Here is a 23,351-nt window from a genome sequence, read left to right as displayed (position 1 = left end):
CAGGGGGCGGCCAGGGCCTGGGTCCGGCCGCCTCCGTCCCGGGGGCAGGTCCACTGTCTTCCGGGACGATGCACCTCACGCCCATGTCCCTCAAAGAATACAAGCCCGGCAGACCCTTCCCTGGCGTCATCGGCCGTACCTGGGAGCAGTCGTCTCCCGCGTGGCCCGCGCCCCTGCGCTCGAAGCCCGGCGCGCCCAACGTCCTGTTCATCATCCTGGATGACACGGGCTTCGGGCACCTGGGCTGCTACGGCTCGCCCATCCGCACGCCGAACCTGGACCGGCTGGCGAAGGGCGGGCTGCTCTACAACAACATGCACACCACCGCGCTGTGCTCGCCCACGCGCTCGTGTGTCCTCACTGGCCGCAACCACCACTCCAACGGGATGGGCACCATCACCGAAACGTCGCTGGGCTACCCCGGCTACAACGGCACCATCCCCTTCGAGAACGGCTTCCTCTCCGAGATGCTGATGGAGGCCGGCTACAACACGTATGCCATTGGCAAGTGGCACCTGACCCCGGCGGAGCAGACGAGCGCCGCCGGGCCGTACTCGCGCTGGCCGCTGGGCCGCGGCTTCGAGCGCTTCTACGGCTTCCTGGGCGGGGACACGCACCAGTACTACCCGGACCTCATCCACGACAACCACGCCATCCGCCCGCCCGGCACGCCCGAGGAGGGCTACCACCTCACGCCGGACCTGGTGGACCGCGCCATCGACTGCATCGCGGACACGAAGCAGGTGGCGCCGGACAAGCCCTTCTTCCTCTACTTCGCCACGGGCGCCATGCACGCGCCCCATCACGTCCCCCGCGAGTGGGCGGACGCCTACGCGGGCCAGTTCGACGACGGCTGGGACGCCTACCGCCAGAAGGTGTTCCAGCGGCAGCTGGAGCTGGGCGTGATTCCCCGGGGCACGCAGCTGTCCCGGCACGACCCGGACGTGCAGGACTGGGACGCGCTGCCGCCCCAGGAGCAGCGGCTCTACGCGCGGATGATGGAGGTGTTCGCGGGCTTCCTGGAGCACACGGACCATCACATTGGCCGGCTCTTGAAGTTCCTGGAGGACACGGGCGAATTGGACAACACGCTCATCATGGTGCTGTCCGACAACGGGGCCAGCGCGGAGGGCGGGCCGCATGGCTCCGTGAACGAGCTGAAGTTCTTCAACAACGCGCCGGAGTCGCTGGAGCAGAACCTGGCGGCCATGGAGGACCTGGGCGGCCCGAAACACTTCAACCACTACCCGTGGGGCTGGGCCTGGGCGGGGGACACGCCGTTCCGCCGCTGGAAGCGGGAGACGTACCGGGGCGGCACCACCGACCCGTTCCTCGTCCACTGGCCCCGGGGCATCCAGGCGAAGGGCGAGGTGCGCACGCAGTACGCGCACGCCATCGACATGGTGCCCACGGTGCTGGACTGCCTGGGGCTGGAGCCGCTGGCGGAAGTCCGCGGCGTCACCCAGTCACCCATTGAAGGCGTCAGCTTCAAGCACACGTTCAACGACGGGAGCGCCGAAGGCCGCCACCGCACGCAGTACTTCGAGATGTTCAGCTCGCGCGCCATCTACCACGACGGCTGGCGCGCGGTGTGCCCGTTCCCCGGCCCGTCCTTCGCGGAGGCCGGAGAGGGCTTCGGTGAGTCGCTGCTCGACGAGGACCGGCTGCGTGAGCTGGATACGCGCGGCTGGGAGCTGTACCACGTGGCCGAGGACTGCTCCGAGACGAAGAATGTCGCGGAGGAGCACCGGGGCAAGCTCATCGAGATGATCGCCCTCTGGTACGCCGAAGCGGGGCGCTACCAGGTGCTGCCGCTCGCGTCGCCCACCCGCGCGGTGTTCGCCCTGGAGCGCCCGCAGCTCACGAAGGACCGCACGCGCTACGTGTACCGCCCGCACACGTCGCCCGCGCCGGAGAACGCGGCGGTGCACGTGCTCAACCGGCCCCACACCATCACCGCGGACGTGGAGGTGACGCGGGACACGCAGGGCGTGCTGCTCAGCCACGGCGGCCTCACCGGCGGCTACTCGTTCTTCATCCAGGGCCACAGGCTGCACTACGCCTACAACTACCTGGGTGAGCAGGAGTTCCACATCGAGTCGGCGGTGGACGTGCCCCAGGGGCGCTCGCAGCTGAGGTTCGAGTTCGAGCCCACCGGCAAGCCGGACCTCCAGGTGGGGCGGGGCACTCCCGGACGCGGCCGGCTCTACATCAACGGGGACCTGGTGGCGCAGAGCACCATCGACGCGACCATGCCGCTGGCCATCAGCCTGGGCGAGGGGCTCACCTGCGGCCGGGACGAAAGCTCCTCCGTCAGCCAGCGCTACGCCGCGCCCTTCGAGTTCACCGGCACGCTCCACGAGGTGACGGTGGACGTCTCCGGCGAGCACGTCCGGGACGCGAAGGCGGAGCAGAGGGCGGCCCTGGCGAAGCAGTGAAAAACAAAAGGCCCGGACGGGAGCGCGAAGGCTCCCATCCGGGCCTGAAGGCTTCAGGCGCTTACTTCGTCACGCCGACGGCGGTCCAGGCCTCGGCGACCTTCTTCGCCTCGGCGGAGTCCTTGCCGTACAGGTCCGTGGCGGCCTTGATGGTGGCGGCGCGGGCCTGGGAGAAGTTCGTCTGCGGCGTCATGTACGTGGTCAACGCGCGGCCGAAGACCTTGAGGCTCTTCTCCATGCCGATGCCGTCCTTCACCTCGATGCCGGACGTCTTGTTCTTGCCGCCCTCGGTCAGCAGGAAGAAGGCGTTGTTCGCGATGCCGCTGGAGCCGTGGACCTCCGTCATCTTCGGGTAGTTCTTGTAGTTGTCGATGGAGTAGCCGTCCGCGGTCGGGTCGTTCATGTAGCGGAGGGCGTCCGTGTTGTCGCCGTTCTTGGGCGTCCAGGCGTCCTCACCCACGGCCCAGTCGAACTTCACCGCGCCGTTCTTCTGGCTGGCGTACCACTCCACGCCCGTCCCGATGATGTCGCTGAAGGACTCGTTGAGGCCACCGGACTCGCCCTCGTACTCCAGGCCGGCGGTGCGCTCCGTGAGGCCGTGCGCGATTTCGTGGCCGGCGATGTCCAGCGTGGTGAGCGGGCCGGAGTCCACGCCGTCGCCGTCGCCGTACTGCATCTTCTCGCCGTCCCAGAACGCGTTCACCAGGTTGTTGTCGGTGTGCACGTAGTTGATGAGCTTCTCACCCTTGCCGTCGATGGAGTCGCGGCCCAGGACGTCCTTCATGAAGTCGTACGTCATGGCCGCGCCGTAGTGCGCGTCCACGCCCGCCTGGGCGCGCGTCGGGTCGCCCTTCTCACCCCAGACGTCGTTCTTGTCGGTGATGGCCGTGGTGCCGGACGCGTTCGGGCGGTTCTTCGCGTCGTACGTCACGATGCCCTTGCCGCGCGTCTTGTCCTCCAGCGTGTACGTGCCGTCCGCGCCCTTGGTGGTCTGCAGGTCCACCTTGCCGCTGTACATCGTCTGGTCGTCCGCCACGCGGGCCGCGCCGCCGCCCGTCGTCGGGGCCGGCGTCGCCGGGGTGGAGGGCTTCTGCGGGGACGTGCCCGGCTTCGTGGGGGTGGCCTTGGCGCCCTCGCGGCTCCAGTGGCTGATGGTGTTGTACTGCTTGATGGACTCGCCGCTGTTCGCGTCGATGAAGTAGTTCATCGAGCGCGGCTCCTTGCCGTTGGCCGCGGACGTGTCGGTGAGCGTCACGTGGTAGGCGGCGCGGTACTGGCCGTCCTTGCCCTTGACGATGACCTTCTCCGACGTGGGGGCGCGCGTCGTGTCGCCGTTGAAGTCCTTCTGCGCCACGGCGAGCGCGTCCTTCGAGGTCAGCTTCGTGGGCGCCTTGCCAATGCCCGGCGGGATGCTGGACACGTCGCCCGTCAGGCTGTCGAACTGACCCTTCGCGTCCAGGTGGCCGATGACCTGCTCACCGGCGACCTTCACGCCCTCGTGCATGCGGTCCATGCGCACGTGCGTCATGCCCAGCTGGTCGCGCTCCACGGTGCGCGGCGAGAACGACGTGCCGCCCGTGATGCCGGACAGCTGCGGGTTCTTCTGGTTCACGTACGCCACCGTCTGCTGGATGGCCTGCTGCGCCTGGGGGCTGGTGAGGTCCACCGGGCCCGGCGTCAGCTTCTGACCCACGCCGTTGAGCGCCACCGTGGCCTTCGCCTTGGCCGGCGCGCCCGCGCTGAAGCTGGACTGCGAGCTCATGCCCACCGGGCCCTGCGGCTTCACGGTGTTCACGGGCTTCGTGTCGGTGCGGTTCTGGGTGGCGACGACGGGCTTCGAGAGGTCGGTGCGCAGGGCCATGGGGGAGTGCTTTCGGGGGGCAGGTGCAGCGGACAAATTGATTCTCGTGTCAGCCGTCCCATTGTTGCGTGTGGGTGGGCGCTTACACGGTCATGAGTGGGTCCAAGCTCATGAATTCACAGGTGAAGTTTTCAGCCTACATCCGCCCCGGAATCACATTCCGACCGGTAGGTAGGCAGGTGCGCTGGGTTGTATTTCCGTTCATTTTCAACCTGCTTGTGCACGCCCGTCCACTCACACCCCGTGTGTGGACGGCTGGCCGTCCGGCCCGCCCGCCGTGCATGCGGGCGGGCAGGGGAGGAAACCGGCGCTCGCGCACCCCATCTTCCTTCGAGGAAGGAGCGGGGATGCGCGGGGACGCAGGCGACTCGGTGGCGGAAGGGTGGGTGGCCCCTCGAGGGCGTGCGGCCCGGGGACACCTGCCCCGCCACGTCGCGGGCCTCTTCCGCTTCCAGCCGGGCCGGCCCGCGGTGGCGGCGGGGCTGCGCACGGGGCTGGCGCTGGGCGTGCCCCTGATGATCTCCGCGCTCCTCCAGATGCCCGCGGCGTCGTGGGCGGGCATGGCCGGGCTCTTCGTCGCGCTGGTGGACAAGGGCGGGCCGTACCGCACGCGCGCGCGGGCCATGGGTGCGATGACGGTGCTGGGGGCGCTGGTGGGGCTCGTCATCGTGCTGCCCAGCCCCTTCTGGGTGGACGTGGCGCTGACGCTCTTCTGGGTGACGGCGTGCGGCTTCGCGCGCAGCTTCGGGGACACGCCGGGCATCGTGGGCATGCTGCTGGCGAACCTGTTCGTGGTGTCGCTGGCCCTGCCGCAGCGTGGGCCGGAGGCGGCGCTGATGCAGGCGGCGTTCTTCATCGCGGGCGGCCTGTGGTCCATGTTCCTGGCGCTGGTGCTGTGGCCGCTCAGGCCCTACCGCCCGGCGCGCCTGGCCATCGCGGCCTGCTACGAGCAGCTGGCGGACGCCGTGGACGCGGTGGCGGGCTGGCCCATGGAGGGGCCGTCGCGGGTGGGGACGTGGGAGGCGGTGCAGCGGGCCGCGCGCATCCGGCAGTCGCTGGAGACGGCTCGCGCGACGCTGGGGGCCACGCGCCAGGGGCGGCAGGAGGAGAGCGGCCGGGGCGAGTACCTGCTGGTGTTGCTGGAGGACGCGGACGCGCTGTCGCTGCTGCTCACGGCGATGTCGGAGGCGCTGGACGAGGCGCCTCGCCAGGGGAAGTGCCGCACGGCCCGCATCGAGGCGCAGCATGCGCTGGGCACGCTGGCGGTGGACCTGCGGGGCGTGGTGGGGGCGCTCACGCGCGGCACGGTCCCGGGGCCCACGTCATGGGACGCGGAGCGGGTGACGCGGGTGCTCCAGGAGGACGGGGGACTGCCGGAGCCGGCGCGCTCGCAGTACGCGCACGTGGCGGGGCTGCTGGGCCGGCTGCGGGAGTACAGCGGGGTGGCGCTGGACGTCGCGGCCCGGCTGGAGAGCGGCAAGCCGTTGCCGGAGCGGGACACGAAGGCGCTGGGGCTGGAGCCGGGGAAGCGGCGCTCCCGATGGAAGATGCTGCGCGACCACCTGACGCCGGAGTCCGTGGTGTTCCGGCACGCGCTGCGGCTGGGGCTCACCGCGACGGTGGCCACGGCGCTGGCGGAGGGGCTGGGGCTCAATCACTGGTACTGGGTGACCATCACGGTGATTGTCGTGTTGCAGCCGTACTCCGGGCTCACGACGGAGAAGGGGCTGCAACGTGTGGCGGGGACGTTCGTGGGCAGCGTGCTGGCCATGGGGCTGGTGCACGTGCTGCCGGCGCAGTGGATGATGCTCGCGGTCATCGTGTCGCTGGTCTGCGTGTCGGTGAGCGTGCGGCCGCTGAACTTCACGGTGTACCAGGTGCTGCTGGCACCGGCGCTGGTGCTGCTCGCGGAGCTCCAGACGGGGGACTGGCGGCTCGCGGGGGTGCGCATCCTCAACACGCTGATGGGCGGCGCGCTGGCGCTGGTGGGCATCCGCCTGCTCTGGCCCAGCGGCGAGCGCGTGCGCTTCGGCGAGGAGGTGGCCTGCGTGCTGAAGGCGGGACAGAGCTACCTGCGAGAGGTGGCGAGGACGCCGGTGCCCTCGGAGGCGGCGCTGCGCGAGGCCCGGCGCAAGGTGGGCGTGGCGCTGCTGTCCGCGGAGGCGTCGTTCCAGCGGCTGCTGAGTGAGTGGAAGGGGCCGGCGAAGGAGCTGGAGCCGGGGATGGCGCTGATTACCTACGCGCGGCGCTTCACGGCGGCGGTGACGGCGCTGGCGGCGAGCCGCGCCTGGCATCCGGAGCCGGACCTGGGGCCGGTGGTGCGCTACGCGACGGACGCGCTGGAGGAGCTGTCCGCGGCGCTGGTCGCGCGCCGCGTGCCGTCAGCGCCCAGGCGCGAGGCGCCGAGCCTGGAGGGCACGGACGCGCTCGCGCGCACGCAGCTGTCGCGGCTGGTGCGTCAGCTGGGGGTGCTCCAGCACGCGGTGGAGCGCATGCCGCCCGCGCTGCGTGCTTCGGAAGATGGTGCCACGCCGGCTCCGGCGTGACACGCGGCCCGCGTTACGCGCGCTCCAGCTTGACCATCAGCCGGCGCAGGTCCTCGTTCACGCGCACGAAGTTGGAGTTGCCCTTCTCGTCCTCCAGCTGCTTCTTCAGCGCGGGCAGGGACGCTTCGCGCAGCTTCTTCGCCGCGCCGGGCGCGTCCGCCAGCCAGTCCACCGCCTGGATGACCGTGGCGCGCGCCTCGGTGTCCCGCTCGCTGAGCCGGGCCGCGAGCGTCGGCCCCTGGTCCGCCGCGCCGGAACGCCCCAGCTCCAGCGCCGCGCGCTGCAACAGCGCCGCGTTCGCCTTCGGCAGCCGCTGCGACCAGCAGGCCGCGTCGCCGCTGCACGCCTGCGCCGCCTCCAGCACCGCGCCATGACCCTGCACCTGATCCGCGCGCTTCTTGCCCAGCGCCGCGGCGTCATCGCAGCCCTCCTCACCCGTCTCCTTGCAGTCCGCCGCCGTGCGCGCCGGCTCCGCGGCCGCCAGCTTCGCGAGCACCGGCTGCTCCCGCGCATCCCCCAGCAGCGCGATGCCCTTCACGGCGATCTCCCGCGCGTACCAGTCCCCGGTGCCCGCCGCCTTCTCCAGCGCGGGGAGCGCATCCCGGCTGCCCAGCAGCGTCAGCGCCCGCACGTACGCATCCCGCACCGTCGGATCCAGCTCACCCACGAGCGCCGCCAGCGGCTTCACCGCCTCCTGGGCACGCATCCTCCCCAGCGCATCCGCCGCCTGCATCCGCACCAGCGCTTGAATCTGCGGATCCGAGTGCGTGAACGACAGCTGCTTCACCAGCGACGGCACCGCGCGCTTCTCCCGCAGGTCTCCCAGCACCTGCGCGGCCTTCATCGGATAGCTGGCCGGGTTCACGCCCTGCGCCTTCGCCCACGTGAGCAGCTCCGTGTCCTTGCCGTCCAGCACCGGCAACAGCGCGTCCGCGGCGGGTGCGCCCATCTGGAACAGCGCGAAGCTGCTCTCCACGTAGAAGGACACGCCCCGGCGCTCCTTCGTCAACGTGCGCATCAGCGCCGGCACCGCGCGTGGGTCTCCAATCTGCCCCAGCGCCTCGATGGCCTTCTTGTTGAGGAACGGCTCCGTGGCCTCGTCCGTCGCCAGCTGGATGAGCGGCTCCACCGCCGGCTTCGCTTTCAGCGCGCCCAGCACCTGGATGGCCTCGATGCGCGTGTAGTTGTCCTTGCTGCGCAGCAAGGGCACCAGCGACGGCACCGCGCGCTCATCACCAATCCGCCCCAGCGCGCCCACCACCGCCTTGTTCACCTGCTGCGCCGGCACGTCCGCCGCGCTGGGGTCCAGCGCCGCCGTCAGCGGCTCCAGCGACGTCGGGTGGTGCAGGTCCCCCAGCGTCCGGGCCAGCGCCGCCTTCACCTCCGGCCGGCGCTCCGAGGACAGCCGCGCGTGCAGGAAGGGCAGGAACTGTTCGTTGACGTTGCCCGACGTGCGCAGCGACTCAATCACTCGCACCTTGTCGTCGGGCCGCTTGGCCCCCTCCAGACTGGACTGCCAGTATTCCGGCGACTTGGGGTCCTCCTTCTTGCAACCTCCCAGGGCAAGGCAGGAAACGGCCAGGGACAGGGCGACGAATGAGCGGGACATGGGGCTCCTTTGCGTCCGAACGTCTGGGCTTTCGTCGGGTGTAGACCTGTCCTGACGAAGGACGCAAACCTCCCCCACCTCCTGGGGTACGCTGGTCAACGACATGGCCCCTGCCGAAGACACTCGTAACGCGTCGCGTCCGACCATCATGCGTCGGACGTACCTGCTCGACCGAGAATTCCAGCTCAAATACATCCTGCTGCTCACCGGCATGGGCGCCGGGAGCATGTTGCTGTTCGGCGTGCTCGCCCAGCAGGTGAACCGCATGTCCGCCGAAGGGGGCCTGTCCGGCGAGGAGACGCTGTGGTGGCTCACCGGCGTGGCCACCGTGGGCCTGGGCATCGCGCTCGGGTTGTTCGGGTTGCTCTTCACGCACCGTGTGGCGGGGCCCGTCCACGTGATGAGCCTCTACGTCGCGGCGCTCGCGGCGGGCCGCTATCCGCGCCTGCGCCCGCTGCGGCGCAAGGACGAGCTGCGCGCCTTCTTCGGGCGCTTCAGCGAAGCGGTGGACCGCATCCGCCAGCGTGAGGCGGACGAAGCGCTGGCGCTGGAGAAGGCGCTGGAGGCGCTCAAGGACGTGGCCACCACCCCCGAGACACGCGAGGCCCTGTCCACGCTGGAGGCGCTGCGCGCACGCAAGCGCCAGGCGGTGGACACCTCCGCGCCGCCCGCCACGTTCAAGTCCGTGGCCTGAATCCCTCCCTTCCTTCCGCACGAGACTTCCCTCACATGAGCAGCCGACCCCGCATCGTCTTCATGGGTACGCCCGAGTTCGCCGTGGCCTCGCTGGAGGCCTGCTTCGACGTGGGCGACGTCGTGGCCGTCGTCACCCAGCCGGACAAGCCGAAGGGCCGGGGCAACGCCGTCACCGCGCCGCCCGTGAAGGAGCGCGCGCTGGAGAAGGGCATCCCCGTGCTCCAGCCGCAGAAGCTGCGCACGCCGCCGTTCTCCGAGGAGCTGCGCCAGTACGCCCCCGACGTCTGCGTGGTGACGGCGTACGGAAAGATTTTGCCCAAGGACCTGCTGGCGCTTCCGGTGAAGGGCTGCGTGAACGTGCACGCGTCACTGCTGCCGCGCTTCCGGGGCGCCGCGCCCATCCAGTGGGCCATCGCGCACGGCGACAGCGAGACGGGCGTGTCGCTGATGGTGATGGACGAGGGCCTGGACACCGGCCCGGTGCTGGACATGAAGCGGCTGCCCATCGCGCCGGACGAGACGAGCGCCACGCTGCACGCGAAGCTGTCCGCGCTGGGCGGCGACATCCTGCGTGAGTCCCTGCCGCGCTATCTGCGAGGCGAGCTGACGCCCCGGCCCCAGCCGTCCGAGGGCATGGTGCTGGCGCCCATCATCGACAAGGAGAACGGCAAGCTGGACTTCACCAGGCCCGCGGTGGAGCTGGACCGCCGCCTGCGCGCCTTCACGCCATGGCCGGGCGCGTACACGCTCCTGGGGGGCAAGGTCTTCAAGGTGCACCGGATGCAGCCGGCGGCGGGGAAGGGTGAGCCCGGTACGGTGTTGTCAGCGGGGCCGGACGGCATCGAGGTCGCTTGCGGCGAGGGCTCGGTCGTCCTCCTGGAGGTCCAGCCAGAGGGCAAGCGGGTGATGCGCGCGGCGGACTTCCTCTCCGGCAACAGATTGCAGCCGGGCAGTCAGCCGTTCACGTCTTGAGCGCGCCTCCGGGCGCCATGTGGAATCCTCGCGGGATGGAGTCTCTTGGATGGGCATGAAGCTGCTGGTGTTGCACGGGCCGAACCTCAACCTCCTGGGCGAGCGCGAGGACGTCGCGGGAGGCCGCCTGCCGGACCTCGACGCGCTCCTGCGCGCGAAGGCCAAGGCGCTGGGGCTGGAGCTGACCATCGTCCAGTCCAACCACGAGGGCGTCCTCATCGATGCCATCCACGCCGAGCGCAAGAACGTGGAGGGCATCCTCATCAACCCCGCGGGCTACTTCACGTCCTACGCGCTGAAGGAGGCGCTGGAGGCGGTGGGGCTGCCCGCCATCGAGGTGATGCTCAAGCCGCCCGCCCGCGAGTCCGTGGTCGCGGAAGCCTGCGCCATGCAGGTGCTGGGGCTGCACGGCTTCGACCCGTACGTCCAGGCCCTGGAGACCTTCGCGAGCGGCATCTTCCACCCCGCCATCCCCGGTCCGGTGAAGACGCTGGGCCGCCGCAAGAAGGGCTCGGCCGAGGACGACGACGAAGGCTCGCGCCCCAAGCCCAAGCTGGTGGCCCGCGTGCACCCGCTGAAGAAGGACGACACGCCGGAGCCCACGCCGCTGGCCGCGCCCGCGCGCTCGCTGCGGCGCACGGCGGAGGCCGGGGGCCCGCTGAAGACGCTGGGCCGCAAGTCCATGCCCACCGTGGTGAAGACGGAAGGCAAGCCGGGCAAGACGCTGGGCCGCGCGGCGAAGGGCGGATCCACGCCCGCGGCGGAGCTGCTCACGCGGGCGCTCGTGCGCCAGAAGGTCGCGGACCGGCTGGCCGGCCGGCTCAGTGAAGCGGAGCTGGCCACCTGGGCTCGCGCGAAGTATCAGCAGGTCCAGCGTGGTGAGCCGGCGGAGAGCGGCCACCGCGAGCTGCTGGAGGACAGCCTCCAGAGCCTCACCCTGTCCCATCTGCCCGCGACGCGGCTGACGGACACGCAACTGGTGGACCTGATGACCCGGCTGGAAGAAGGATGAACGCCCGTATCCTCGCCATCAACATCCTCGCGCGCGTGCGCGCCACGGATGCCTACCTCAACGTGGTGCTGGACACGGTGCTGTCGGAGTCGCCGCCCAAGGACCCCCGCGACGCGGCGCTCGTCACCGAGCTGACCTACGGCGCCACCCGCCGGCAAATGGCGCTGGACTACGCCATCACCCGCTTCGCGGACCGCAAGCTGGACGCGCTGGAGGACAAGGTCCTGGCCGCCCTGCGCGTGGGCGCCTACCAGCTCTTCCACACCCGCGTGCCCGCGCGCGCCGCCGTGGCGGAGACGGTCCAGGCCCTCAAGGACGTGGGCCTCGCGCGCGCGTCCGGCTTCGTCAACGCCATCCTGCGCAAGCTGTCGGAGCTGCCCTCGCCGCCGCTGCCGTCCCAGAAGGACCCGGTGGAGTACCTGTCCGTGCGCGAGAGCCACCCGCGCTGGCTGGTGGAGCGGTGGATCCGCCAGTTCGGCCGCGAGCGCGCGGAAGGAATGCTCGTCGCCAACAACACGCCGCCCTCCGTCGTCATCCGCGCCAACAGCGCCAAGGTGACGCGCGACGCGCTGCTCGCGCAGCTGAAGGAAGTGGGCGTGGACGCGCGCGCCACCGAAGCCTCGCCCGTGGGCATCGTGCTGCCGTCCGTGGGCCGCGTGGAGGACGTGTACGGCTACTCGGAAGGGCTGTGGCAGGTGCAGGACGAGGCCGCGCAGCTGGTGGGCGTCTATGGCGCCATCCCGGAGTCAGCGCGCGTGCTGGACGCGTGCGCGGCGCCGGGCGGCAAGGCCTGCCACCAGGCGGAGACGCACGACGTCGTCGCCGTGGACCTGCACGCGAACAAGCTTCGCAAGATTGAGGCGGAGGCCCAGCGCCTGGGGCTGTCCGGCCGCCTGAAGGCCTACGCGCACGACGCGTCCGAGCCGTTCCCCGAAAGCTGGGGCGAGTTCCACGCGCTGGTGGTGGACGCGCCGTGCACCGGGCTGGGCACGCTGCGCCGGCACCCGGAGCTGCGCTATCGCCGCAAGGAGGAGGACGTGGCGCGGCTGGCCACGCTCCAGCGGCGCATCCTGGAGAACTGCCAGGAGGCGGTGCCGCCGGGCGGCCTGCTCGTCTACGCGGTCTGCACGCCGGAGCCGCAGGAGGGGCAGGACCAGGTGGACATGTTCCTGCGCAGCCACCCGGAGTGGACGGCCGAGCCGCCCGTGCTGCCCGGCCTCAAGCTGCCGCTCGCCCAGGCCTGGCTGCGCACGCTGCCCGGGCCGGAGGGCTACGACGGCTTCTTCGCGGCCCGGCTGCGCAAGCTCTACTGAAGAGCCGCTGGGGCCTCAGTCGTCCGCCGGAAGCTGGGCGGCCTGCTTGAAGGCCTCCAGCACCGCGGCGGACGCGCGGTCCAGGTACTTGCCCTTGCGGATGAGCAGTCCAATGGGGCGCGACACGGGCCCCTCCGCGAAGGGCTTCGCCACCAGCGAGCTGTTCTTGATTTCAGCGTGGGCCGTGGCCATCGGGAGGATGGCCACGCCCAGGCCCATCTCCACCGCGCGCTTGATGGTCTCCACGTTGTCCATCTCCATCACCGGATTGATGTCGATGTTCTTCTCGCGGAACAGGCGATCCAGCGCCTTGCGCGTGGGGGCCTCCCGGTCGAAGGCGATGAAGGGCACGCCCGACAGCGCGGTGAGGCTCACCTTCGCCTTGCTCGCGAACGAGTGGTTGGGCGCGCAGACCACCGCCAGCCTGTCGTCGCGGAACGGCAGGATGTCCACGCCCGCGCGCGGCTGCGGATAGGCCACGATGCCAATCTCCGCCGCGCCCAGAATCACGTCGTCGTAGACCTGATCATTGCGCCGGTAGTTCAGGCGCATGTTGACCTTGGGGTGCGTCTTCAACAGCTGCTTCTGCACCACGTTCAGCTCGTGCAGACCCACCGAGTAGATGGTGGACACGGTGGTCGCGCCCTGGACCTCCGTGGCCTGCTCGCGGATCTCCTGCTCCACCTCCGCGAAGCGCGCCAGGATCTCCTTGCAGCCCCGGAACAGGCGCTCGCCCGCCGGCGTGGGCGTCACCTGACGCGCGCTGCGCGAGAGCAGCTTCTGCTCGTAGCGGTTCTCCAGCGCGCGAATCTGCTGGCTCACCGCCGACTGGGTCACGTGATTGAGCTGCGCAGCGCGCGAAAACGAGCCCGTCTCGACCACGTCACAGAACATCTTCAACGATTCGAGCTGCATGGGCTGTCTCCTACCCTCAAACCTAATGGCCGGGCCAGTGGTAATTAGTAGACCTACCCTGCTCGCGAAAATGACCTACAGGGACAAGGTGCCCGGCTGCTTGCGCGGCGCGGCGAAATCCTTGGGCTCTCAAACGCTGGAGTCATGGCCGTCCTCGGGTGGACGCGGGCGGGTGAGGGCGAAGAGGGCGGCGCCCAGGGCGACGAGCGCCCCGCCGGAGAGCGTCTGCACGCGGCCCAGGTCGCGGTCCGTCTCATGGAGGAGCTGGCACTCCTGGGGGGACAGCTTCGCGCAGTCCTCGGGGGCGAAGAGCGCCCGCACGCCCAGCCCGAGCAGCCCCAGGCCGCCCAGCATCAGGCCCGCGATGCCGCCGAACGCCGCGGCGCGCAGGACGGAGGCACCCCGGGGCGAGGGCAGGGAGGTCATGGACCGGGAGGCGTAGCACCGTCCCGGCCTGGAGGGGACAGGGGAGGGTGTCCCGGGCGTATGCTTCCGGACCATGCGAATCCTGTATGGGGTCGTCGGCGAAGGGATGGGCCATGCCACGCGCTCGCGCGTGCTGCTGGAGGCGCTGACGAAGGAACACGAGGTCCACATCGTGGTGTCGGGCCGCGCGCAGCACTACCTGGCCCAGCGCTTCCAGAACGTGCACGGCATCTGGGGGCTGACCATCGCGTACGAAGGCAACTCGGTGAAGAAGTGGCAGACGGTGCTGCAGAACCTGCAGGGCGCCGTCGCGGGCTGGCCGCAGAACGTGCGCCAGTACTTCGACCTGGTGGAGGGCTTCAAGCCGGACGTGGTGGTGAGCGACTTCGAGACGTTCAGCTACCTGTTCGCGAAGCGCCACATGTTGCCCGTCATCAGCGTGGACAACATGCAGATCATCAACCGCTGCACGCACGACCCGGCGCTGCTCGCGGGCCACGAAGAGAGCTTCGAGGCCTCACGCGCCATCGTGAAGGCGAAGCTGCCCGGGGCCTTCCACTACCTGACCACCACGTTCTTCTACCCGCCCGTGCGCAAGCGCCGCACCACGCTGGCGCCGTCCATCCTGCGGCCGGAGATTCTGGCGGCGAAGCCGGAGCCCGGTGAGCACCTGCTCGTGTACCAGACGTCGACGACGAACACGCACCTGCAGGAGATTCTCAAGCAGTCCGGCGTGCCGTGCCGCGTGTATGGCATCCGCCGCGACATCAAGGAGGACGTGGTGGAGGGCAACCTCACCTACCGTCCCTTCAGCGAGGCGGGCTTCATCGACGACCTGCGCACCGCGCGCGCGGTGGTGGCCGGCGGCGGCTATACATTGATGAGCGAGGCCGTCTATCTGCACAAGCCGCTGCTCAGCATCCCCGTGGGAGGCCAGTTCGAGCAGGTGCTCAATGCCCTGTACCTGGAGAAGCTGGGGTACGGCATGTATGTGAAGGAATTGAGCCAGGACGCGCTGAAGACGTTCCTGTCGCGCGTGCCAGCCTGCGCGGAGGCCCTGAAGGGCTACGAGCAGGACGGGAACGTGAAGATGCTCTCCGCGCTCAATGAGCAGCTGGCGCAGGCGTACGAGCACCGCGGCCACTGGCGCATGGAACTTGCGGAGATGGACGGCAAGGCCTGAGCGGCCTTCCCGTCAGTGCAGGGACACCTCGTTCTCGTTGTTGCGCTCCGCCGCGCGGCGGCTCATCTCCGTGAGCCAGGAGCGGGTGAGGGGTGTCTCGCTCTCGTGGCCCTTGTAGCGCTCCGGGGTGCTGTCCTGGGGCAGCATCCGGTTGACGACGTCCAGCACGCGCGCGGTGAGGTTGGGCGCCAGCGCCCGGCCCACCGCGCCCAGCTTCGCGGGCATGCCCACCAGCGCCTCCGCGTCACCCCGGCGGCACGCTTCGATGATTTTTCGCGCCACGCGCTCGGCGCTCATGGACACGCCCATCATCGAATTGCTCACGTGGAACCACGCGTACTCCTTCTCGTGGTCGCCCTTGAAGTTGGCGTTGCGCGGGCTGCCGGTGCGGATGAGGGACGGGCACGCCGTCGTCACGCGGATGCCGTCCTGGGCCAGCTCCGTGCGGAACCCGTCCGACAGGCCCACCAGCGCGAACTTGCTGGCGGAGTACGGCACCAGGTGCGGGATGCTCAGCTTGCCTCCCATGGAGGACACGTTGACGATGCGGCCCTCGCCCTTCGCCTTCATGTCCGGCGTCACCGCGAGCGTCGTGTACAGCGGGCCCCACAGGTGGACGTCCACCGCCTCCTCGAAGTCCTCCAGCGTCATGGACTCCAGCGGGCCCACCATGATGACGCCCGCGTTGTTGATGAGCACGTCCACCGCGCCCCACTGCTCGTGGACGGCGCCCACCATGGCGTCCACCTGCACCTGGTCGCGCACGTCGCAGCGCAGGGTCAGCACCTCGCCGCCCAGGCGCTCCAGGTCCGCGTGGGCGCGCTTGAGCGATTCAACGTCGCGTCCGCAGATGGCCACGCGCGCGCCTTCCTTCAGGAACATGCGCGCCATCACCAGCCCCAGCCCCCGGGAGCCTCCGGTGATGACGACCGTCTTGCCCTTGAAGCTGTAGCGCGGCCGCAGCGCGCGCGTCAGCCCCACGGCGGCCCCCACCCCGGCGGCAATCGCGCCCAGGGAGAAGCCCTTTCGCTCGGTGTGTCGTCGGTCAGCCATGGTGCGACTCTCCAGGGGAGGGAAGGGTGGAAGGCTCAGGGATTGGAGGCCGCGGCCTGGTCCTCCTGCTCGCGGGACACCTCGCCGTGCAGCGCGGGCTGTTCCTGGCCGGGCAGGTCCTTGAGCAGCTTGCGCACGCGGCGCAGGGCGTCCTTGCCGCCAATGCGGTTCTTCAGCCGTCCATCCGTGCCGAAGAGGAGGAAGGCGGGGTGCTTGTCCACGCCGTAGGCCTTGGCCATGGAGCCGTCATCCATGGCGATGGGGTAGCGCAGGCCGTGCTCGCGCGCGAAGCCCTCCACCTTGTTGGTGTCCCGCAGCTCCGTCTCGTCGTGGGTGACGTCCACGCCAATGACCTTCAGGCCCTTGGGCCCGTAGTCCACCACCCACTGGTTCACGGCCTCGAACTGCTCGGCGCAGTCCTCGCAGTCCATGGTCCAGAAGTGCAGGAGGACGGGCAGTCCATCGAGCTCCGAGACGTGGACGGGGGCATTCACCCACCCGCCATCCGGGTCCAGGAGCGTGAGCGGGATTTTCGTCGAGGCCATACGGGCTCCCTATGGGAAGTGGAAAGCGCTTCAACGGGACGTGACTCAAGCTATGCATGCGTCACCGGCTGCTCCCGGCGGCGCGCCCGTCCGCTCGCCTGTCCGGCAAGGACTGTTGTCCGCTCCGCCCGCCGGTGGGCAGGCGGGCATGGAGGACGTGATGCGCATTCCCGACTTCGAACTGGAGCGGTACTTCGCGCGCTGGGAGTTCGCCGCGCCCTTCCTCCTGTGCTCCTCCGACATCGAGGGCTGGCGCATGGCGGACCTGCTGGCGCTCGCGTCGCCGGAGGACCGCGCCCGCTGGGACGGGCTGACGCTCGGCTACACGGAGACGGCCGGCCTGCCCGCGCTGCGCGACGCCATCGCCGGCATGTACCCGGGCCTGTTCCCGGAGGACGTCCTCACCTTCGCGGGCGCGCAGGAGGCCCTGTTCGTCGCGATGAACGTCCTGATGGGGCCCGGCACGCACGCCGTCGTCACCTGGCCGGGCTACCAGTCGCTGTACGAGGTGGCGCGCGCCACCGGCGCGGACGTGACGCTGCTGCCCCTGCGCGAGGAGGACGGCTGGGCCCTGGACCTGGACGCGCTCACCGCGGCGCTGCGCCCGGACACGCGCATGGTCGTGGTGAACTTCCCGCACAACCCCACGGGCTCGCTGCCGGACCGCGCGACGTTCCAGAAGCTGTGCGCGCTGTGCGAGGAGCGCGGCATCCACCTCTTCTCCGACGAGGTGTACCGCCTGCTGGAGTACGACCCGAACGACACGCTGCCGCCCGCCGCGTCGTGCTTTCCAAAAGGCGTGAGCCTGGGCGTGATGTCCAAGGCGTTCGGCCTCGCGGGCCTGCGCGTGGGGTGGCTGGCCACCAGGGACCAGGAGCTGCTCGCGCGCTGCCGCGCCTTCAAGGACTACACGTCGCTGTGCAACAGCGCCCCCAGCGAGCAGCTGGCCCTCATCGCGCTGCGCGCCCGCGACCGCGTGCTGGAGCGCAGCCGCGGCCTGCTCACCGCGAACCTCGCGCGGCTGGATGACTTCTTCGCGCGCCACGCGGACACCTTCCACTGGGTGCGCCCGCGCGCCGGCAGCGTGGCCTTCCCCCGTCTGCTACGAAACATCCCGGTGGCACGTTTCACTGAGTCACTGATTACCCGTGAGGGTGTGTTGCTGTTGCCAGGCCATGTGTATGGCTTTCCGGGCAATCACTTCCGGTTGGGGTTGGGCCGCGCCAACCTGCTGGAAGCACTGGAGCGCCTGGAACGCTTCGTACGAGAGGGAGGGCTGGACGCGCAGGAGTAACGTTTCACGCCAGCGCGGTGCGTCAGGGTTTCCACTGACCACTGGACTTTCGGCTTATCGCCTTCAACTGAAACAACCCCTAGAGTGGTTGTCCCCTCGCCCGGCCTGGGGCCGTGCGTAAAAGCCCTCTCATCCCCCCGAGAGGCCAGGAGACACACTCCGATGAAGATGCTGATTGGCGCGGCCGTGACCGTTGCGACGCTGTTGGTGGGCACCGAGGCCGCCGCGACGAACTACACGCTGTGGATCCACGGCCGCAACGGCGGCTCGACGCAGCCGGGCAACTACAACGACTTCAGCTACTGGGGGCCGTCCACCACCGCGGCGGGCGTGAACAAGAAGGCGGTCAACTGGAACGGCACGCAGCGCGTGGGCGCGGAGAACTACCGCATCCGCAACGCGCTGGACTGCTTCTGCACGGGCACCAACTCCTGTTACATCGCCGCGCACAGCGCCGGTGACCTGCAGATCGGCTACGCGCTGGCGCTGTACGGCGGCAGCACGCGGCAGGTGAAGAACGCCATCCCCAACAGCAGCGGCGAATGCGGCAACGCGGGCACGGCCACGCAGACCGGCTGGAACATCAAGTGGGTGGCGGTGGCGTCCGGCGCGGGCGGCGGCAGCGAGCTGGCGGACCACGGCGACTGGGCGGTGAGCGAGCCCCTGGTGAGCGACCTGGTCACCACCACGGCGCGCGCCATGTACAACCACAACACCACGCGCAACACGTGGTTCTACATGTTCGCCGCCTCCAAGGGCACGGCGTACTCCGGCATCCTCCCGGGACAGGACGACGAGGCGGTGGCCTACCACTCCACCGGCGGTGTGTCCGGCACCGGCAACGGGTCGTACTGCAACCCGGGCGACTGGTTCTGCGGCGGCACGCTCACCACGGGCACGGCCGCGTGCAGCGACGGCCGGGCGAAGTGGAGCTACCACTCGGTGGCGTGGCGCGACGACAGTGAGTCGGTCAACCACTACGCCAACGGCAACTGGGGCGGCATCGTCGGCAAGGTGCGCGAGTACATGGTCACGTACGCGTACTAGACTGAAGGCTTCCCCCGCCCCCTCCGGCGAAGCCCGATGATGACCCCCGACGACGGCTCCTCCCCTTCCGCCTCCCGGCTGCGCCACGGCCGGTGGTTGCTTGCGCTCGTGCCCCTGGTGCTCGTGGGGGGCGCGTTCTTCTGGTGGCAGGGAGGCGAGGGGGCCGAAGCGCCGGAGGGCGCACCGGAGCCTCCTTCCGCCCCGGTGTCCGACGCCCACGAGGCGGCCCGGGCACCGGCGGAGCGCGGCGGCCAGGCCCTGGCGGCGGCCGAGCCCGCGGCGCCGTCACTGCTCAGCCCGGAGGCCCGCGAGCGCGAGGCCCGCCGGGAGCTGTGGCAGAAGCGGCTGGAGCGCGCGAAGCGCTCGTTGGAGTCCTACGTGGCGGCCACGCGCTACCCGCCCGAGTCGCGGCCCAGCCGCGAGCACCCGGACCAGATGGAGCTGGCGGAGCCGGAGCGCACGCGGCCGCTGAGCCCCAAGGCCGCGGAGGACGGGACCTCCGACGTGCAGCTGCGGCTCAAGCAGGACAAGGTGTTCGTCGTCGGTGACGAGTCCGTGCTCTTCACCGTGGCGTGCGAGGACTCGCGCCGCTCGCCGCGCCCGTGCGAGGTGGTGTCCGCGACGGCGCACGAGGCGGACCACCTGGCGGACGCGGGCGGCATGCCGGGCGTGCCGGTGGCCTTCGGCGATGCCGGCCAGGGCGGCGACGCGGTGGCCGGGGACGGGCTGCTCACCGGGCGCTTCCAGCCGTCGAAGCAGGGCTTCGCCATGTTCTCCGGCACGCTGCGCGTGGCCCTGCGCGTGCGCTCGGGGGCGCTGGAGGACTCGGCGTTCTTCGACGTGCTCTACACGCCCGCGCCGCCGGCCACGTTCACCGGCAGGGTGCGCGAGGTGCTGGAGGGCGGGTCGCTGGACCTGTACCTGGCCGTCCAGGTGCGCAAGGCGGGGCGGTACGTGGTGTCCGGACGGCTGGACGACGAGGGCGGCGTGCCGTTCGCGGTGCTGTCGTTCAACGAGGAGCTGCAGGAGGGGGCGCAGGAGGTGAAGCTCAACGTCTTCGGCAAGGTCGTCGTCGATGACCAGCCCACCTTCCCGCTGACCCTGCGTGACGTGGAGGGCTTCCTGCTCAAGGAGATGGGGGACCCGGACCGCGAGCTGATGGTCACGCTGCGCGGGCCCGTGCACACCACGCGCGAGTACTCGCTCTCGCAGTTCTCGGATGCGGAGTGGAGGAGCCCCGAGCGCGACCGCTACCGGCGCGAGCTGGAGAAGGACGTCATGGAGGCGCAGAAGCAGCTCGACGCCGCGCTCCAGGACACGCCGGAGCCCTGATCAGGATTCGAGCGGAGGCGGCGGGGGCGTCTGGGCCGCGTCGACCTCCACGAGGTCCGCGTCCTGCACGTCCTCGACGTCCGCGGCGTCCACCACGACGCTCGGCTCCGGTTCGGAGACGGGCGCCTCGCGCCGCGCGGGCGGCAGCGGCGTGCCCGTGGACAGCGCCTCCGCGTAGGCCGCGGAGTAGGCGGCCTCCGCCTGCACGGCCTCCATCGTGAAGTCGTCCGCGTCCGCGAGGAAGTCGCTCGATGACGGGGCGGCCTGGGGCGCTTCCAGATTCAGCTCCGGCCCGCTGTCCTCCATCGTGGCCAGGAATTCGTCCGCCTCCTCCGGGACGACGTCCACGTCTCCGGATGCCTGAAGGTCCGCGTCCTCCGTGCCCAGCTCGTTGCTCAGCGCGTCCAGCTCCTCGTCGCTCAGGCCGGACAGGTCTCCGGACTCCAGGAGGAAGAGCAGGTCCTCCGCCTCCTTCGAGGAGACGGTGCTCGGCATGGTGTCCAGGTTCTGCAGCTCCCACGCGGCCGCGTCCGGCGACAGGATGTCGGACGGGTCCATGGAGGGATCCGCCGGCGGGGCCTCCGCGCGGCGCTCCGTCTGCTGGAAGTGGCGCGCCTGGAGCATGGGCGTGGACGCCTGCGGCAGGCCCAGCCGCTGCGCGTACGCGGGCGCGGCGGCTTCGAAGGTGCTCTCCCCCGCGAAGGTGCGCAGGTGGGGGTTCTCCAGCAGCGCGGCGCGGGGCTCCGGGTCGTCCGAGGTGGAGGACGCCGCGTCCGGCGTCAGCCCCAGGTCCGCGAGCAGCGCACCCGCCAGGTCGCCGTCGGCATCCGCTTTGAAGTCGCTGGCGTCGGAGAAGCCCTTGCGCACCGGCTCCACCGGCGTCATGGGCTCCTGCTTCACCGGCGCGGTGACCTCCAGCTCGGAGGAGATGGACCAGGCCCGGGAGGTGGAGATGCCAGAACCCACGCGGCGGATGGAGGTCATGGTGGTCCTCGGGTGATGGCCCGCAGGTCGGGCGGCTCCTGCATTGTCCGCCGGGCCCGGCGGGAGTTGCTAGGGGGCGCGAGTGGATCCCCATCCGCCACGAGGCCCGGTATCCTACCGGCGCCCATGACTCCCACCCCTGCCGCGAACGTGGACGCCGGACCCGCGTCCTCCCACGAGGTCCGCCCGGGCCTCCGGGGTGTCCCGGCCGTTGAAAAGTCACGGTGGGACGGGGCCGGGACGACCGCAACGTCGCTCGGTGGACAGGAGAGCGTGGGTGCGCGGAGGGGCCGCGAACCCAGGCGTCCTCCAGGGGCGAAAACCCCTTGGGGGCGTCCCGGGCGTGAAGCGGCCGGGCCGTTGGCCTCCCGTTTGCTGTCCGGGAGCCCAGCCAGGAGGCGGTGGTGATGAGATTCGAGTGCGCGGGGCAGACCCACATTGGCCGGCGTCCGCACAACGAGGATGCGTACTGCGTGTTGCCGGAGCGCGGGCTGTTCGTGGTGGCGGACGGGTTGGGGGGCCAGGAGGGCGGAGAGGTCGCCAGCCAGTGCGTGGTGGACACCTTCGCGGGCTTCAGCGACCGGTTGGACCGGGACCGCGACGGCACCTGGCCGGATGCGGTGGACCCCGCGCGCAGCCGCGAGGAGAACTACCTGGCCGCGTGCACGGCGCTCGCCCAGCGCACCCTGCGCGTGCGCCGCGTGGGCAAGCTCAAGGAGATGGCCTCCACGGTGGTGGCGCTCGCGGTGGGCGAGCGCAGCGCGGCGGTGGCCCACGTGGGCGACAGCCGCCTGTACCGCCTGCGCGAGGGCCAGCTGGAGTCGCTCACGCGCGACCACTCGCTCATCGAGGAGCTGCGCGCGGCCGGCCGCGAGCCGCCCGGCAACCCCGCCAACCTGCGCCACCTCATCACCCGCGCCCTGGGCACGGAGAACGCGGAGCCCACCGTGCGGCGTCTGGAGACGCAGCCCGGGGACGTCTTCCTCCTGTGCTCGGACGGGTTGTATGAGCCGCTGGGCCTGGAGGTGTTGCAGGAGCAGCTGCGCGCGCCCGCTTCCGCCCAGGCCGCGTGTGACGCGCTCGTCGCCGCCGCGTACGCGGCCGGGGGCCGCGACAACATCACCGCCGTGGTGCTGCGCGTGGCCGTCTAGCCACCCGCCGCGCCACATGCTGGGAGTGCGAGGCGGTTGAACCCCACAGGTCGGTCCTGACCGCCGACCCGACGCGATGGGTCCGTCAGGACGGCGGGGGAGTCAGCCAGCACAGGGACTTCAATCCTTCGCATCTTCCAGGTTAATCTGGGGCCTCCCCCTCGCGTCTCCCTCCCCCCTCCGAGCACCCGTTGCGTATGACGCTCAGCCTTGCCGCGCGCCTGACCGCGGCCCTCACCGCCGTTGTCATCACCCTGACGCTGCTGACCGTGACGCTCATGGGGCTGTCGCTGCGCTCGCGTGTCGAGGCCGAGATGGCCTCCTCGCTGTCGCGGGACGTGACCCGCTGGCAGGCGTTGAAGGACCAGGAGCTGCGGGTGCTCGTGGAGCTGGGGCGCGTGGCGGCGGCCAACCCCGCGTTCACGGCGGCCTTCGCGGAAGAGCACGCGGAGGCGGACGCCCTGCTCCACGAGCAGCGCACGGTGCTGGGCGTGGACCTGTTGGCGCTGGTGGGCGTGGACGGCACGGTGATCGCCTCCACCGGCGAGCGGACCCTGCCGGGCATGGAGAAGGTGATGCGCCAGCAGGGCCAGGTGCTGCTGCCGGCGTCCGCCGCGCCCCTGTTCGCGGTGGCGCAGCCGCTGCAGTCCAACGGGCTGCCGGTGGGCTTCCTCGTGGTGGGCGCGGAGCTGGGCGGAGAGGACCTGCGGCGGCTGGGCGAGGGGAGCGAGGAGCTGGAGGCGCTGCTGCACGTGGGGCCCCGGCTGGTGGCGCGGTCGGTGCGCGACGTCCAGGCGAAGGCGCTGCTGGCGGCGGCGGGCGCGGGCGGGGCGAACGGCGCGGAGGTGGACGCGGGTGGCGTGTCGCTGCACGTGTCCCGCGTGCCGGTGGGCGAGGGGCTGGAGCTGGTGCTCGCGCGCGGCGCCCAGGCGGAGTGGGCGCGGATGCGGGGCACGCTGATGGGGGTGCTGGGG

The 23,351-nt window shown here is 70.7% G+C and carries 18 protein-coding genes and 1 pseudogene; 12 read left to right on the top strand and 7 right to left on the bottom strand.

All coding sequences use genetic code 11. From position 1 onward, the window contains the following. Nucleotides 1–83: 83 nt before the first annotated feature. Nucleotides 84–2,438, top strand: a complete 2,355-nt coding sequence (locus tag D7X96_RS22330; RefSeq protein WP_121770673.1) for an arylsulfatase — start codon at nucleotides 84–86, stop codon at nucleotides 2,436–2,438. 61 nt (nucleotides 2,439–2,499) lie between these two features. Here D7X96_RS22330 and D7X96_RS22325 read toward each other — a convergent pair whose 3' ends face one another. Further along, nucleotides 2,500–4,299: a M4 family metallopeptidase gene (locus D7X96_RS22325; RefSeq protein ID WP_120549035.1), complete on the bottom strand. Its 1,800-nt coding sequence runs from the start codon at nucleotides 4,297–4,299 to the stop codon at nucleotides 2,500–2,502. 347 nt (nucleotides 4,300–4,646) lie between these two features. On the opposite strand from D7X96_RS22325, the gene D7X96_RS22320 reads away from it, so the two are divergent. Beyond that, the gene (locus D7X96_RS22320; RefSeq protein WP_121770665.1) at nucleotides 4,647–6,845 is read left to right on the top strand and encodes an FUSC family protein; all 2,199 of its coding nucleotides are present in this window, start codon (nucleotides 4,647–4,649) and stop codon (nucleotides 6,843–6,845) included. A gap of 13 nt (nucleotides 6,846–6,858) precedes the next feature. Here the strand turns inward: D7X96_RS22320 and D7X96_RS22315 are convergent, their stop codons facing one another. Next, the gene (locus D7X96_RS22315; RefSeq protein ID WP_121722147.1) at nucleotides 6,859–8,454 is read right to left on the bottom strand and encodes a HEAT repeat domain-containing protein; all 1,596 of its coding nucleotides are present in this window, start codon (nucleotides 8,452–8,454) and stop codon (nucleotides 6,859–6,861) included. Nucleotides 8,455–8,557: 103 nt separating this feature from the next. Between D7X96_RS22315 and D7X96_RS22310 the strand changes: the two genes are divergently transcribed. From D7X96_RS22310 to rsmB, 4 genes are read left to right on the top strand one after another with little or no spacing between them, the layout of a single operon-like run. Further along, a complete protein-coding gene (locus D7X96_RS22310; protein WP_121722148.1) occupies nucleotides 8,558–9,148 on the top strand; it encodes a signal protein in 591 nt (196 codons plus the stop codon). A gap of 35 nt (nucleotides 9,149–9,183) precedes the next feature. Beyond that, nucleotides 9,184–10,122, top strand: coding sequence for a methionyl-tRNA formyltransferase (fmt, locus tag D7X96_RS22305; protein ID WP_121770664.1), 939 nt, complete (start codon nucleotides 9,184–9,186; stop codon nucleotides 10,120–10,122). 49 nt (nucleotides 10,123–10,171) lie between these two features. Beyond that, nucleotides 10,172–11,134, top strand: coding sequence for a type II 3-dehydroquinate dehydratase (locus D7X96_RS22300; RefSeq protein WP_208647355.1), 963 nt, complete (start codon nucleotides 10,172–10,174; stop codon nucleotides 11,132–11,134). Further along, entirely contained in the window at nucleotides 11,131–12,447 is a 1,317-nt protein-coding gene (gene rsmB / locus D7X96_RS22295; protein ID WP_121770663.1) for a 16S rRNA (cytosine(967)-C(5))-methyltransferase RsmB, read from the top strand. The genes D7X96_RS22300 and rsmB overlap by 4 nt, the downstream gene beginning before the upstream one ends. A 15-nt stretch (nucleotides 12,448–12,462) precedes the next feature. Here rsmB and D7X96_RS22290 read toward each other — a convergent pair whose 3' ends face one another. Both D7X96_RS22290 and D7X96_RS22285 read right to left on the bottom strand, forming a co-directional pair. Beyond that, nucleotides 12,463–13,362 (bottom strand): LysR family transcriptional regulator, encoded by a 900-nt coding sequence (locus D7X96_RS22290; protein WP_121770662.1) that lies wholly within the window; start codon nucleotides 13,360–13,362, stop codon nucleotides 12,463–12,465. Nucleotides 13,363–13,491: 129 nt separating this feature from the next. Then, nucleotides 13,492–13,788 (bottom strand): hypothetical protein, encoded by a 297-nt coding sequence (locus tag D7X96_RS22285; protein WP_121770661.1) that lies wholly within the window; start codon nucleotides 13,786–13,788, stop codon nucleotides 13,492–13,494. A 73-nt stretch (nucleotides 13,789–13,861) separates the two neighbouring features. Between D7X96_RS22285 and D7X96_RS22280 the strand changes: the two genes are divergently transcribed. Beyond that, a complete protein-coding gene (locus D7X96_RS22280; protein WP_121770660.1) occupies nucleotides 13,862–14,971 on the top strand; it encodes an MJ1255/VC2487 family glycosyltransferase in 1,110 nt (369 codons plus the stop codon). A 12-nt stretch (nucleotides 14,972–14,983) separates the two neighbouring features. On the opposite strand, the gene D7X96_RS22275 is transcribed toward D7X96_RS22280, so the two are convergent. After that, on the bottom strand, nucleotides 14,984–16,024 hold the full coding sequence (locus D7X96_RS22275) for an SDR family NAD(P)-dependent oxidoreductase (RefSeq protein WP_120549026.1): 1,041 nt from the start codon (nucleotides 16,022–16,024) through the stop codon (nucleotides 14,984–14,986). Between the two features lie 35 nt (nucleotides 16,025–16,059). Next, nucleotides 16,060–16,569 carry a peroxiredoxin family protein gene (locus D7X96_RS22270; RefSeq protein ID WP_120549025.1) on the bottom strand — a complete coding sequence of 170 codons (510 nt, stop codon included), beginning with the start codon at nucleotides 16,567–16,569 and terminating at the stop codon, nucleotides 16,060–16,062. Nucleotides 16,570–16,729: 160 nt separating this feature from the next. Here D7X96_RS22270 and D7X96_RS22265 point away from each other — a divergent pair, with 160 nt between their 5' ends. The 3 genes from D7X96_RS22265 (at nucleotide 16,730) to D7X96_RS22255 (ending at nucleotide 20,242) form a co-directional block, all read left to right on the top strand. Further along, nucleotides 16,730–17,863 carry an aminotransferase class I/II-fold pyridoxal phosphate-dependent enzyme gene (locus D7X96_RS22265; protein ID WP_120549054.1) on the top strand — a complete coding sequence of 378 codons (1,134 nt, stop codon included), beginning with the start codon at nucleotides 16,730–16,732 and terminating at the stop codon, nucleotides 17,861–17,863. A 162-nt stretch (nucleotides 17,864–18,025) separates the two neighbouring features. Further along, nucleotides 18,026–18,910 (top strand): hypothetical protein, encoded by an 885-nt coding sequence (locus tag D7X96_RS22260; protein WP_120549024.1) that lies wholly within the window; start codon nucleotides 18,026–18,028, stop codon nucleotides 18,908–18,910. A gap of 39 nt (nucleotides 18,911–18,949) precedes the next feature. Continuing rightward, nucleotides 18,950–20,242 (top strand): hypothetical protein, encoded by a 1,293-nt coding sequence (locus D7X96_RS22255; RefSeq protein ID WP_120549053.1) that lies wholly within the window; start codon nucleotides 18,950–18,952, stop codon nucleotides 20,240–20,242. Here D7X96_RS22255 and D7X96_RS22250 read toward each other — a convergent pair whose 3' ends face one another. After that, a complete protein-coding gene (locus D7X96_RS22250) occupies nucleotides 20,243–21,226 on the bottom strand; it encodes a hypothetical protein (RefSeq protein WP_147468369.1) in 984 nt (327 codons plus the stop codon). 407 nt (nucleotides 21,227–21,633) lie between these two features. Here D7X96_RS22250 and D7X96_RS22245 point away from each other — a divergent pair, with 407 nt between their 5' ends. Beyond that, the gene (locus tag D7X96_RS22245; RefSeq protein WP_121770658.1) at nucleotides 21,634–22,377 is read left to right on the top strand and encodes a PP2C family protein-serine/threonine phosphatase; all 744 of its coding nucleotides are present in this window, start codon (nucleotides 21,634–21,636) and stop codon (nucleotides 22,375–22,377) included. 197 nt (nucleotides 22,378–22,574) lie between these two features. Beyond that, nucleotides 22,575–23,351 (top strand): annotated as a pseudogene (locus tag D7X96_RS22240) (methyl-accepting chemotaxis protein); the annotation flags it as partial.

It is taken from the genome of Corallococcus interemptor (assembly GCF_003668875.1).
Lineage (GTDB): Bacteria > Myxococcota > Myxococcia > Myxococcales > Myxococcaceae > Corallococcus > Corallococcus interemptor.
Note: the sequence above shows the minus strand (reverse complement) of the source record. Positions and strands in the feature narration are given on the sequence as shown.